The sequence below is a fragment of the Paenibacillus ehimensis NBRC 15659 genome (genome assembly GCF_004000785.1).
Lineage (GTDB): Bacteria > Bacillota > Bacilli > Paenibacillales > NBRC-103111 > Paenibacillus_G > Paenibacillus_G ehimensis.
The window spans coordinates 1-13575 of the sequence record NZ_BILX01000015.1 but is presented as its reverse complement, the minus strand read 5'-3'; the positions used below and the strand labels follow the sequence as shown (position 1 = coordinate 13575).

11 protein-coding genes are annotated in these 13575 nt (G+C 56.2%); 10 read left to right on the top strand and 1 reads right to left on the bottom strand.

Annotated elements, in window-relative coordinates; translation table 11 throughout:
• Positions 1 to 24: 24 nt before the first annotated feature.
• Positions 25 to 765, bottom strand: a complete 741-nt coding sequence (locus PEH01S_RS11115; protein ID WP_025853186.1) for a YdcF family protein — start codon at positions 763 to 765, stop codon at positions 25 to 27.
• Between the two features lie 225 nt (positions 766 to 990).
• Here PEH01S_RS11115 and PEH01S_RS11110 point away from each other — a divergent pair, with 225 nt between their 5' ends.
• From PEH01S_RS11110 to PEH01S_RS11065, 10 genes are all read left to right on the top strand, one after another.
• Positions 991 to 1368 (top strand): arsenate reductase family protein, encoded by a 378-nt coding sequence (locus tag PEH01S_RS11110; RefSeq protein WP_127485438.1) that lies wholly within the window; start codon positions 991 to 993, stop codon positions 1366 to 1368.
• Between the two features lie 26 nt (positions 1369 to 1394).
• A complete protein-coding gene (locus tag PEH01S_RS11105) occupies positions 1395 to 2480 on the top strand; it encodes a site-2 protease family protein (protein WP_127485576.1) in 1086 nt (361 codons plus the stop codon).
• A gap of 47 nt (positions 2481 to 2527) precedes the next feature.
• A complete protein-coding gene (locus PEH01S_RS11100) occupies positions 2528 to 3709 on the top strand; it encodes an aminotransferase class I/II-fold pyridoxal phosphate-dependent enzyme (RefSeq protein ID WP_127485436.1) in 1182 nt (393 codons plus the stop codon).
• Positions 3710 to 3850: 141 nt separating this feature from the next.
• Positions 3851 to 4933: a Gfo/Idh/MocA family protein gene (locus PEH01S_RS11095; RefSeq protein ID WP_127485434.1), complete on the top strand. Its 1083-nt coding sequence runs from the start codon at positions 3851 to 3853 to the stop codon at positions 4931 to 4933.
• Positions 4934 to 4957: 24 nt separating this feature from the next.
• Positions 4958 to 5977, top strand: a complete 1020-nt coding sequence (locus tag PEH01S_RS11090; RefSeq protein ID WP_127485431.1) for a Gfo/Idh/MocA family protein — start codon at positions 4958 to 4960, stop codon at positions 5975 to 5977.
• Complete coding sequence (locus tag PEH01S_RS11085; RefSeq protein ID WP_025853193.1) at positions 5974 to 6954, top strand: AraC family transcriptional regulator; 981 nt, start codon at positions 5974 to 5976, stop codon at positions 6952 to 6954. The genes PEH01S_RS11090 and PEH01S_RS11085 overlap by 4 nt, the downstream gene beginning before the upstream one ends.
• Before the next feature lie 589 nt (positions 6955 to 7543).
• A complete protein-coding gene (locus PEH01S_RS11080) occupies positions 7544 to 8314 on the top strand; it encodes a thioesterase II family protein (protein ID WP_127485429.1) in 771 nt (256 codons plus the stop codon).
• 272 nt (positions 8315 to 8586) lie between these two features.
• Positions 8587 to 10392 (top strand): ABC transporter ATP-binding protein, encoded by a 1806-nt coding sequence (locus tag PEH01S_RS11075; RefSeq protein ID WP_127485427.1) that lies wholly within the window; start codon positions 8587 to 8589, stop codon positions 10390 to 10392.
• Positions 10367 to 12148, top strand: a complete 1782-nt coding sequence (locus tag PEH01S_RS11070) for an ABC transporter ATP-binding protein (RefSeq protein ID WP_025853198.1) — start codon at positions 10367 to 10369, stop codon at positions 12146 to 12148. The genes PEH01S_RS11075 and PEH01S_RS11070 overlap by 26 nt, the downstream gene beginning before the upstream one ends.
• Positions 12149 to 12228: 80 nt before the next feature.
• The coding region (locus PEH01S_RS11065) for a condensation domain-containing protein (protein ID WP_127485425.1) at positions 12229 to 13575 on the top strand (1347 nt) is incomplete at its 3' end.

The following is a 13575-nucleotide window of genomic DNA, read 5'->3' as shown; positions in this document are numbered from 1 at the left end:
CGGCGGATTTTTTGGTTTCGTTCGTTACTGCAGCATCCCCAAATACTCTTTGACCGCGAGGCTCAGATCGTCCATGGCCGCAGAGGTCGGAATCCATAGTCTCCCCGTCCAGCCTGTGCCGCGGCTGATTTTGTAATCGACCGGATACGGAAGGGCCCGGACGTTCTGTGCGGCAAAATGCTTCATTGAACGCGGCATATGAAAAGCCGACGTCACGAGAATCGGCCGCTTCCAGCCGCCTTCGTCCAGAAGCTGCTTCGCGTATCGCGCGTTCTCTTGCGTGGTGCGGCTCCGGTCGTCCAACCGGATCGCTTCGGCCGGAACGCCCAGCGCGATAAGCTTGCTGCGGGCCAGCTGCCCTTCGTTGGCCGTATCGGCATACACCTGCCCGCCGGAGACGATGACCGGCAGCGGCTTGGCGGCGTACAGCTCGGCCACCGCAACGACCCGGTGCAGCGTGCTGCCGCTCAAGTGGCCGGTACCGCTCACGTCCGGGGTTCCCGACACCGCTCCGCCGGTCAGCATGACGTAGACGTCGCCCTCCAGGACCGCAGGCGGCGAATAGCGATTTTCGACCGATTGTAGCGCCGTTTCGCCGACAAGCGGGATCGAGAGCAAATAGACGAGGCAGGCCGAGGCGAACAGAACGATGCCGGCCGAGCGGCGGACGCGGGCATAAAGCCACCATCCGATCAGGAGCAGCAGCGGAACGAAGCAGCCGGGAGGCATCAAGAAACTGTAAATGAGTTTAAGAGCATAAATCATGGCTTAAGCTCCTCCTGAATCGAGTAGAAAGCGTCGGTATCCTTCGGACGTGCTTTCGACAAGACTCCGTATCAACATGGGACTCTTTTCCATTATCTGCGCATGGCCGCCTTTTTTCAACTTTTGGCCGCACCAGCCGCGATTTGCAGGACCTGCCGATTCATCGGTATAATGAATTCATGTCATAGTTAACCATTTCAGGATAGGATAAGGATGAGAGAAATCATGAGCAAGAGCAAATCGATCAAAGTTTTTCAATACCCTTCTTGCAGCACCTGCCGGAGCGCGTTGAAGTGGCTCAAAGAGCACGGATGGGAAGTGGAGGCGATCCACATCATGGAGCAGCCTCCAACCATAGAGGAGCTTCGGACGCTGATCCCGCAAAGCGGGCTGGACATCAAAAAGTGGTTTAACGTCTCCGGCGAAGTGTATAAAGAGATGCAGCTCAAGGACAGGCTGCCGCAGCTGAACGACGAGGAGAAAATGAAGCTGCTTGCATCGAACGGCAAGCTGATCAAACGGCCGGTCGCGACGGATGGGGAGCGGGTGACGGTCGGCTTCAAGCCGGAGCTGTACGAAGAAAATTGGGGGAACGAATCGTAAGGTTTGTCTAAGGAGCGTGAGCCTTGTTGCAGCAAAAACCTAAACCGAAAAAACAAAATCCGCTTTGGTATATCGGCGCAGCCGCGACCTTCATTCTGACGCAGCTGAAAACGCTGCTGCCGCTGCTGAAGCTCGGCAAATTCGGGGGAGCGATCATCTCGATGGCGGTGACCATCGGCGCGTATGCGATCGTTTTTCCGTGGCAGTTCGCTATCGGCTTGGTACTGCTGCTGCTCATCCACGAGCTCGGTCACGTCATTGCCGCCAAGCAAAAAGGGCTGCCGGTGACAGCCCCGGTGTTTATCCCGTTCCTGGGCGCGCTGATCAACATGAAGCGGCATCCCCGGGATGCGGTGACGGAAGCGTATGTCGCTATAGGCGGACCGGTTCTCGGAACGGTCGGCGCCTTAGCCGTATTCGGAGCAGCCTATGCGATGGATAATCCGGATCATAGTAAACTGCTTTATTCGATCGCTTATGTCGGCTTTTTTCTCAATCTGATCAACCTGCTGCCGATTCATCCGCTTGACGGAGGGCGGATCGCGACGGCGGTAACGCGCTGGCTTTGGCTGGTCGGCTTGGTCGGAGGACTGGTCGTGATCATTTATCTGCGCTCGATATTGTTCTTCATCATTTGGGCAATGTTCGCCTACGACCTGTACAAAAAATTCGTCAAGGACCGCAAGCAGGGCGAGGAGCGGTTCGTCAACGCGAGCTTTCTGGTGGCGGCCGAGCCGCTGCTGGCACACGGCTATATGATTCCCGGCCCGGAGCATAAGCGGGAGCTGCCTTTTGTCACGTTCTCGGATTTGGACGGGCAGCAGTATGTCAACGTCCTCTGGGAAGGTCTTCATTTTCAAGGAACGGTGCCGCTCATGCATCAAGGAATCATCAAGCGTGCCCACGTGACCCGAGTAGAGCATCTCCGGAAAGAAGACGGTCTGCATCTGATGATCCACTGCCAGATCGATTACCGTTTATATGAAAATGACAAATACTACGAAGTTCCTACGGCGTCGCGGTGGAAGTTCGGGACGGCGTATGCGCTGCTTGCGGCGTTTCTCATCGGCATGATGTGGTACGTTCACGAGGTAACGGGACTGAAGGTATAATCAACATTCCGAATCGGCGTTCGGAAGGAAAACGAGGTAACGCATAGATGAAAAGATGGGAATCGAAACGATTGGCCGAACTGGGTTCGGCTATTTTTTCTGAGATGGCGGCGTGGAAGCGGGAAGTGACGGCGCGCGGCGTCGATGTGATCGACCTCGGCATCGGAAGCCCGGACCGGGCGCCGTCCGCCCGTGTCATGGAAGCGCTGACGCGCGCGGTGAACGATCCGGGCCTGTACGGCTATCCGACATCGGAAGGAAGCGCGCAGTTCCGGCAAACGGTCGCCCGCTGGTACGCCCACCGGTTTGGGGTCACGCTCGATCCGGAGGACGAGATCGTCACGCTGATGGGTTCGCAGGACGGCTTGGCGCACTTGGCGATGGCGGTGACGGACCCCGGCGATACCGTGATGGTTCCCGATCCGGGTTATCCGATTTATTCCGCGAGTCTGGTGCTGGCCGGGGTGCAGCCTTACCATATGCCGCTGCGCGCCGATAACGGCTTTTTGCCGAAGCTGGAGGACATCCCGGCGGACGTGGCGCGGCAAGCCAAATTCATGCTCTTGAACTATCCGAGCAACCCGCTGTCGGCGGTAGTCGACTTGGCGTTCTTCGAGCGGTTGGTCGAGTATGCCCGCGAGCACGAGCTGCTGCTGGTGCACGATCTTGCTTATTCCGAGATGTCGTTTGACGGGTTCAAGCCGCCCAGCATCCTGGAAGTCAAGGGAGCGAAGGACATCGCCGTCGAATTCCATTCCTTGTCGAAAAGCTTCAATATGGCCGGCTGCCGCATCGCCTTCATGGTCGGGCAGCGTGACGCGGTCCGCGCTCTGCGCGTGTTGAAGTCCAATATCGACTACGGCGTATTTTTGGCGGTGCAGCAGGCCGGCATCGCAGCGCTGGAGGAAGATATGATGCCGGGAAGCCGGTCGGTTGCAGCGCTGTACGAACGGCGGCGGGATATTGTGATCGAAGGGCTGAACGAAGCCGGCTGGAGCATTCCGAAGCCGAAGGCGACGATGTTCATCTGGGCACCGATTCCCGAAGGCTGGACGTCTCGACAGATTTCCCGGGAAATGCTGTATTCTGCGGGAGTCGTCGTTATTCCGGGCGATGCGTTCGGCAAGGAAGGCGAAGGCTACGTCCGCATCGCTCTCGTTCAGGAAGAGGACCGGCTGCAGGAAGCGGTCCGCCGGATCGGGCAGTTTTTGCGGGAGGCTTCCCGCTGACAAACGGCTGAGCGAAGATTGCTCTGTACTTTTAACGATGTCGTAATATCTTACTTTTTCCTGTCGCCAAATTGCAATTTCACCGCCGCCGCAATCATGCTACTATGTAGGCATGTCGTACAAAAATAGGAGGCGTATCAAGTGTCCCAGAAGCTCAAAATTGCCATTATCGGATGCGGCGGTATTGCGAACGGAAAGCATTTGCCGAGTCTGTCCCGTTTGGAGCAAGTCGAACTTGTCGCATTTTGTGACATCATTTCCGGCCGGGCCGGGGAAGCGAAGGCGAAGTACGGCAGTACGGAAGCGAAAGTCTACGAAGATTATAAAACGCTGCTGCAGGATGCGTCGATCGATGTCGTCCACGTATGTACGCCGAACGATTCCCATGCGGAGATTACGATTGCGGCGCTGGAAGCCGGCAAGCATGTGATGTGCGAGAAGCCGATGGCTAAGACAGCGGCCGATGCGCGCCGGATGGTCGAGGCGGCCAATCGGACGGGCAAGAAGCTGACGATCGGCTACAACAACCGGTTCCGGGCGGACAGCCTTTACTTGAAACGCATCTGTGAGGAAGGCGAGCTTGGCGACATCTACTATGCGAAAGCGCATGCCGTTCGCCGCCGCGCCGTGCCGACCTGGGGCGTCTTCCTGGACGAGGAGAAGCAAGGCGGAGGACCGCTGATCGATATCGGCACGCATGCCCTCGACCTGACGCTCTGGCTGATGAACAATTACGAACCGAAGGCTGTGCTCGGAACGGCATTTCATAAATTGTCCGGCAAAGAAAACGCTGCCAATGCCTGGGGACCTTGGGACCCGAAGAAGTTTACGGTGGAGGATTCGGCTTTCGGCATGATCGTGATGAAGAACGGCGCGACCATTATGCTGGAATCGAGCTGGGCGCTGAACACGCTCGATGCGAAGGAAGCGAAGAGCACCTTGTGCGGAACGGAAGGCGGCGCGGATATGGAGGACGGCCTCCGGCTGAACGGCGAGAAGCTGAGCCGCTTGTACATGAACAAGATCCAGCTCGGCAGCGGCGGGGTCGATTTCTACGACGGTCAAAGCGAGAGCGCGCCGGATACGGAAATGCGGCTGTGGATCGATGCCATCCTGCATGACAAGCAGCCGGTCGTCACGCCGGAGCAGGCTTGCGTCGTGTCCGAAATTCTCGAAGCGATCTACGAATCGGCGAAAACGGGCAAAGCCGTATACTTCGACTAAGCGCCCGAAGGAAGGATGGGAACGATGATCAGAGTAGCGATGCTCAGCTTTTGGCATGTGCATGCCGCCGATTACGCGAAGCAGGCGGCGGAGCATCCGGACACGGACATTGTGGCCGTATGGGATGAGCTGCCGGAGCGCGGACGCCGGGAAGCGGAAGCGCGGGGCGTGCGGTTTTACGACAAGCTGGATGAGCTTCTCGCCCAGCCGGATATCGATGCGGTGATTGTCGATACGCCGACCAACCTGCACCGCGATGTGATGGTGGCTGCGGCGCAAGCGGGCAAGCATATTTTTACGGAAAAAGTCGTGGCGCCGACGCTGAAGGAAAGCAACGAAATTATGGAGGCGGTCCGCAAGGCCGGGGTCAAACTAACGGTCTCGCTTCCGCGCTTGAACGAAAGCTATACGCTGGCCGTACAGGACGTATTGAACGGGGGATTGCTTGGCGAAGTGACGCTCGTCCGTACGCGGCTGTCCCATAACGGCGCAATTCCGAACGAGCAATCGGCGAACGGCTGGCTTCCCGCGCACTTCTACAACGCCGGGCAATGCGGCGGCGGCGCAATGATCGACCTCGGCTGCCATCCGATGTATCTGGCCCGTTTGTTCCTGGGCATGCCGGAGAGCGTATCGGCCAGCTATGGCTACGTCACCGGCCGGGAAGTTGAGGACAATGCGGTGTCCGTGCTGCGTTATGCCAGCGGGGCGCTTGCCGTCGTGGAGGCGGGCTTCGTCAACCGCCACTCGCCGTTCGTGATCGAAGTGCACGGCACGGAAGGCAGCTTGCTCTATTCGACGCACGACAACCGCTTGCTCGTGCGCACGGCGAAGGGCGGAGCAGCGTCGGACGGGGAATGGCGCGTGCAGGAGCTTCCTGCCGGTCGCCCGTCGGCTTTTCATCAGTGGGTAGCCCATATTCAGCAAGGGACGACGGCGGACGAAAATATCGGGCTTGCGCTGGACCTGACGCGGTTAATGGAAGCTTCGAACTTGTCCGCACGTTCCGGGGCGGCCTGCCGGCTTAGCGATTTGCAGCCATGAACGGCCAATCCCGAATCGGCGCGAGGCCGTATCCGTACGAGCTGATGCTGGAAAACCCGACGGCGCTTGACCGGCTGGAGGTGGAGTTCAAATGGGGCCGATACGGCATTCGCATGCTTAACTTTCACCATACCAGCTTTGCTCCGGGCCGGATCGTTCATTTTCATAAGCATTCGGACTACGAGTTTCACTTCATCCCGCGCGGCAAAGGGAAGGTCATTCTCGGCAGCGAGCCGTATTCGCTGCAGGAAGGCCAGATGTATTTGACCGGTCCCGGTCTCCTGCATTATCAGGAGGCCGACGCCTTGGAGGCGATGGATGAGCTGTGTTTGCATATCGATATTCAGAAGCTGGATGCGGAAGAGACGGCAGATTCGGAGGCGTGGGGAGCCCGCTGGGAGCAGGCGGAGGCGGAAGCGTGCATCCGCCGCCTGGAGCAGCTGCCACCGCGGCCGATGGCCGACAAATACAAGGCGATGGAATGCTTCTTGACCGCCTACCGGGCATGGTACGAGAATCAGCCGGGCGTCCTGACGGTGATCAAGCAAGCGATCATTCAGGTGCTGCTGCGGATGACGCGCGCCTACGACGATACGCCGCAGCGGGACCTGCCGTCCCGCGATATGAAAAACTACCGCTACCAGCTTGCCGCCCAGTTTATTAAGGACAACTACATGGCGCCGTTAACGCTGGAGGCGGTGGCGGAGCGGGTGCAGGTCAGCCCGAGGCAGCTGCAGCGCATTTTTCGCGAGCAGACGGGAGGCACGTTCAGCGAGTACATCGAGCATGTGCGGCTCGCGCAAATTTGCAAGGAATTGGCCGAGAGCGAGCTCACCATCGATCAGATTGCGTTTCAGAACGGCTTCTCCAGCGCCAACTATTTGCATTACGTATTCAAGAAGAGACTCGGCACCACGCCGATGCAGTACCGCTTGCAGCATGACGTTAAACATAACCGCTCGTTTCCGGACACCTGACGCCGTTCTCCTTCGTTCGCCTATCGAACGCGGGAAACACCTGTCGGGTGTTTTTTTACCGTTTCTACCTTGCACAGTGCACAATAAGCATGATGAAATTTTGTGAATCAGGCATATGGGTCTTAAGTCTCGATTCCGGGAATGTTTGTTTGACATGATTCGACAAGAGCATTTTTTGGGAAGCGCCGCCGGAGACCGCTTTATGTTAACGAAATCTTTGTTTTGGTTTTTTTAGTTTCGTAAATCACGAGAAAATGGCTATGAATGGATACGACATGGGAAGTCTAATGGAACTTGACTTTTTTTAGATTTGGTTTTCGAAATTCGGCGTCAATTTACCGTTTCTTTAGAACGAAAATGAATGAAATGTAAAATGACCAAGCCAATCTGTTAAATGAAAGAAAAAATGAAAATAAAAAGCGAATATGATTTTGTTCCATAAATGAGTGAAAATGGCTATTTTGGTTCCTATAAATTTCTTTTCCCAAAATTAGGCTTTATGTCTCATGCCAATAGGTCCTAGTATTTGTATATAATTAGCAGAGAATGGGATTCGCGCTTCGACAACACATAGAAGGGGAGGGTCCACATGATTTCACGAACGCCTTCTTGGTTTCCGAATACCGAGGCCGGCTCGCGCATGCAGCTTCGTTTATTTTGCTTTCCTTATGCAGGCGGCGGAGCGTCCGTATTCGGCAACTGGAAACGAAAGTTTCCGCCAGAGATTAAAGTATGCCCCGTTCAACTCCCGGGCCGGGAAAGCAGGGCATTGGAGAGCCCGCTGAGCTCTCTTCCGGACATCGTGCAATCGCTTGTTTCGGAAATGACGCCATTCCTGCATTCGCCTTTCGCTTTTTTCGGACACAGCATGGGCGCGCTGATCGCTTTTGAAACGGCCCGGCAGCTGTATCTGGAACATCGTGTATTGCCTGTACACTTCTTCGCGTCAGGAAAAGCCGCACCGCACCACGCCTCCACAAGAAAAATACTTCATCGCCTGCCAGACGATCAATTCAAGAAAGAGCTGCGACTCATCAAGGGAACACCTGAAGAAATTTTGGAGAATGACGAATTGATGCAAATTGTCATGCCTCGACTGCGCTCGGATTTCGCCGTTTGCGAAACGTACGTTTACCATCCGCAAGAGCCGCTGAGCTGCCCGATCACCGTTTTTGGGGGGACACAAGATCATGATGTGAGCTTAGACTCGCTCCACGCTTGGCAGGAGCATACAAGCAGCGACTTCAAGCTGCAGCTGTTCGAGGGCAATCACTTCTTTCTCCATGAGCAGGAGACGGGGATTATCGACAGCATGATACACGTATTGTCTACGCCCAAGAAACCGGCTGTTTTCCGATAAGCCAGCCATGCTACATGTCCATGGTTGAGAGGGGGCGGAAGATAACCTCTGTTATCGAGGGACAATTCCTTTTATATACTACATAAATTTTATCGGAATAATATTCATTGATTTGGCAAGAGTACGATGAAACGTGACATCTATCGAAAGGGTGAGAGAGGAAGCCGGATAAACATACCGACAAAGCGAGAGGAGATTGGGATAACAAACGCATTTTGAGGCTTAGGAATTTAAAGACCATCGGCTATCTGCAAGGAATAGGAGGCTCCCATTTGTCCAAACGAACCCCCGCTTTTTCCAGATTGGCCCGCTATGTCAAACCTTATTTTCCATGGGTTGCGGTCACGGTGTTCGCTTCCCTCTGTGTGGCTGCCATCGATATCGTGTTGGGCAAAGCCATCGAACGATTGGCCGAGGGAACGATCGGTTCGCCTATCGCAATCATTCTTATGGTCCTTGCGATGGTATTGGTCGGAATGCCGTGTAAATTTGTCATCAAATACGCTTCAGCAAGATTTAGCGTCAGCGCGTTAAGGGATTTGCGTAACGAGCTGGTGGACCGGTTCGGCGATCTGACGATGTCGAGCGTGGAGCGCCGTTTTACGGGAGACCTGGTCTCCCGACTGACGAACAATACCGCCGTGCTGCAAAACTTTTTCATCCAGCATTTCGCCAATCTGTTCTATCTGCCTGTTGTTTTTGTCGGCGCTCTGACCCTGCTCCTGCTCACGAGCTGGAAGCTGGTGCTGTCCAGTCTGGTGCTGATGCCGCTCGGCATCGTCTTGGCCGCTTTGCTGAACAAGCCGATTCAATCGTATTCGGCGCAGCTTCAGGAAAAGCTCAGCGAGCTGAATGTCGTGGCCCAAGACGCGATCGGCGGGATGGCCATCGTCAAAGCATTCAACATGCAGGCGGCCTTTTTGCAAAAATATACGCTGATCATGAACGAGGTGATCCGGCAAGGCTTGCGCATGGAAAAGCGGTATGCGGCGATCACGCCTATAGGCGTCGCGCTCTTCTCCACGCCCATTATTCTGGTCATTGCCTACGGCGGTTATTTGATCGCGCAAGGGGAGCTGAGCGCAGGCGGGATCGTCCTGTTTCTCTATCTCATTACGTTCATTCTGCAGCCGATTTCGATGCTGCCGACAATGATTTCGCAAGTCAAAGAAGCTGCGGGAGCCGCCCAGCATTTGTTCGAGGCGCTGGATTGGCCGACGGAACGAAAAGGGCAAATGAGCGGGCCGGTCCTTCCCGATGCCGCTCCGGTACGATTCGAGGCGGTGACGTTCTCCTACGACGGCGAGACGAAGGTGCTGGACGGAATCAGCTTTCAGGTGAACGAAGGCGAAACGGTAGCGATTGTCGGCGGCAGCGGAGGCGGCAAAAGCACTCTTTTTAAGCTGCTATGCGGATTTTACGAGCCCGAGCCGGATGGCGGCGGCACGATCGAAGTGTTCGGCCGTCCGCTGTCCGATTGGGATCCGGCCGAGCTGCGCGCCCGCTTATCGCTGGTGTCACAGGAATCGTATCTTTTTCCGGCCACCATTGCCGAAAATATCGGTTACGGGCGCGCATGCGCCACCCGCGAGGAAATCGTCGAGGCGGCGAAAGCGGCGCATGCGCATGAATTTATCATGCAGCTTCCGCAAGGCTATGAGACGCCGCTCGGCGAACGGGGAGGCGGTCTGTCCGGCGGGCAAAAGCAGCGGATCGCCATCGCCAGGGCGTTCCTGAAGGATACCTCCCTGCTGCTGCTGGACGAGCCTACCTCGGCGCTCGACAGCCAATCCGAGGCGCTTGTGCAGAGCGCTCTGAAGAGCATGATGGGTGGCCGTACGGTGCTTGTCATCGCTCACCGGTTGTCGACCGTCCGGCAGGCCGACCGTATTATCGTGCTGGATCAAGGGCGGATCGCGGAGAGCGGGACACACGACGAGCTGCTGAGACATCAAGGAGTCTACAGCAAATTATACGTTCAGCAGTTTGCGGCTGCGGAGGACGAGGATACCGCCGGACTTGACCGTTCGCAGGCAGCAAGGAGGGGAGAGCATGACCTTCAAGCAGGGGTTCGATGATTTTCGGCACTTGATGTCGTTTATGAAGCCGCGAAGCAAGCTGTACTACGTCGGTTTGTTCGGCAATAGCCTCACCAACGCAAGCGTCCCGATTTTGCTTTCTTTCGTGCTCCGGTACCTGCTTGATTTTGTGGTCAACCGGGATACGGCGGAGCTTTACCGGGCGATTTATCTGGTGTGCGGCACGTTTTTGGCGCTGAGCATTTTATCGCCCTTATGCAGCTATGCGTACCACCGCTGCGTGAAATTGACTTTGGCGGACATCCGCCTGCAATTGTTCGCGCATATCGGCCGACTGCCTTACCGGGCGGCGGAAGGACGTCATTCCGGCGATCTGATCTCCCGGATGACCAACGATGTGCAGACGCTGGAACGGGCGTATACGGAATATATGCGATCCATCATTTTGGAAATTACCATGTTCGTCAGCTCGATCGTGATTCTGCTTGCGCTGGATTGGCGGTTTGCTTTGGTCACGTTCGGACTTACCCTGCTGTCGGCCTGGCTGAATGCCAGGTTCGCCGGGAAGATGCGGACGATAAGCGGACGGCTGCAGGAGCAGACGGCACGGTTTACGGAACGGCTCAGCGATCTGCTGACCGGCCTTCAGGTGGTCAAGCTGTTCGCCTTGAAAGGAAAGGTCGGCCGCTTGTGCAGCGAAGCCAGCGACGCGGTAAGCGATACCGGAATCAAGCAGGGCCGCCATCTCGGTCTGCAGGACGCGTGCAATTTCTTCATCGAGTTTCTGACCTTGGGAGGCATGCTTGTGATCGGTCTCCTGATGGTCTCCTGGAAGCAGATGGAGCTTGGCACGCTAGGGCAAATCGTGCAGCTGCAAACCGGCATTTCGGCGGTGTTTCTTCAACTGGGCTCCGCCGTCTCGCTGATGCAGAACTCGTTTGCGAGCCTGACCCGGATCCGCGAGATTTTGGACGAACCCGGGGAACCGGAGCGTTTTCCCGGGACGATTGCGCCCTCCGATCAAGCGCCCATCGCCGCTTCTCCGCAGGCGGCCTTGGAATTCAACGGCGTTTCGTTCGGCTACGATCCGTCCCGCACGGTTTTGCGGCGGTTCAACCTGACGGTGGAGGAGGGACGGACGACGGCGCTCGTCGGTCCGAGCGGAGGCGGCAAAAGCACCGTCATGAAGCTGCTGCTTGGCTTCTACCCTCCGGACGAGGGAACGGTGACGATCCGGGGGAAGGCGGCGGGACACTATACGCTGGCGGAGATCCGGAACTTTATGGCTTACGTCCCGCAGGAATCGACGCTGTTTCACGGCACCGTCGCCGACAATATCCGTTTCGGCTCTCCCGAAGCCTCGATGGAGGAAGTGGAGGCCGCAGCGAAAGCGGCGTACGCCCATTCGTTCATTACCGAGCTGCCGGGCGGCTACGATACCGTCGTCGGCGAGCGGGGCGTCAATCTGTCCGGCGGCCAACGCCAGCGCCTTGCCATTGCCCGGGCGCTGCTGAAGAACGCGCCGATTTTGCTGCTCGACGAAGCGACGTCGGCGCTGGACGCCGAATCGGAGCATGAGGTGCAGCAAGCGGTTCAGGCGCTCATGCAGGGGCGGACGACCCTTGTCATCGCCCATCGGCTGTCTACGGTAGAGCAGGCGGACGTCATTTGCGTCATTGCCGAGGGCGAGGTGAAGGAGAAGGGGACTCACCAGCAATTGCTCGCCGAAGGGGGGCACTATGCGGAGCTGTATCATTTGCAGTTTCGAGCGGATCCGGCCGGACAACCGGCCTGATGTCCGCCGGATGCGATACGGTAGGCAGACGACGGTTTACAGGATATCTTTTCCAAATATTTTCACAAGGGGAGAGACTCATGAGCGGAAGTAAGGTCCAATTTTATGCGTTAACGCAGCCTCAGCAGCGGATTTGGTATACGGAATTGCTTTATCCGCACCGCAATACGTCCACCATCATCGGGACGGTTAAAATAAAGGGCCATGTGCAGGTCGACGCCTTGAAGCAAGCCATTAACCAAGTGATTGCCCGGAACGATTCGTTTCGAATCCGCATCGTGTCGGATAATGGGGTTCCCCGTCAATATGTGAGGCCGCACGCCGATCAGGAAATCGAATGCCTCAATCTGGACAAAGCGCAGGCGGAGGAATGGGTGCGCCGTCATAATCTGGTGCCGTTCGAGCTGTTGGATTCGGATTTGTACCGGTTCGTTATTCTTCGGATCGGCGCGGAAGAAACCTGGTTCAATTTTAAAATGCATCATATCGTGACTGACGGCGTGTCCATGAATCAGGCCGTCAACCAAATCAGCGAGCATTACTCGCAGATCGTTAGCGGGAAGACTTCGGCCGTTGCGGGGAAAAACCCGCCTTCCTATCTCGATTTTATTCAAGTGGAGCAGGAGTACGAGCAATCCGACCGCTATCAAAAAGATAAAGCGTACTGGATGGACAAATTCAGCGAGTTCCCGGAGACGCTCGGGCTGAAATCCTACAATCCCTTAACGCTCGGCACAGCCGCCAGACGGGAAAGCGTCGTGCTGAACGACGGGCTTTACCAAGGGGTGAAATCGTTTTGCGAGCAAAACGGGATCAGTCTGTTCACGTTCTTCTTGACTGCTTTATATATCTACATGTACAAAATGACGCAGGAGCAGGACATTCCGATCGGCACGCTGTACGCGAACCGGACGTCGAAGAAAGAAAAAGATACGATCGGCATGTTCGTCAGCACCGTCGCAACCCGGGTTCGGGTGGAGCCCGAGTCCGAGTTGCTGGCTTTCCTGCAAACCGTAGCCAAAGAGCAGGCCTCGATCCTGCGCCATCAGCGCTATCCGTATAACAAGATCGTTCAGGACCTGCGGGAGGCCCGGCGCAGCCAGGATATCCAGCGCTTATTCGGGGCGTCCATCCAATACCGCACGTTGAGCTTTGCTCCGTTTGGCGATTCGGTCATGCAGGCGGATAACGATTTTTGCGGGGATATCGTGAACGACTTCGATCTTCACATGGTCGAGATGCTGGATGACGGAAAGCTCGTCCTGCATCTGGATTACCGTATGGAGCTGTTTGATGAAAACGAAGTGGCGCAATTGATCCGTCATTACCTCAGCGTAGCTGAACATATGATCGAAAGTCCGACCCAAAAAATAGTTGATCTATCGCTGATTGATGCCGAGGAGCACGGCAAGATTCTGAACGTTTTT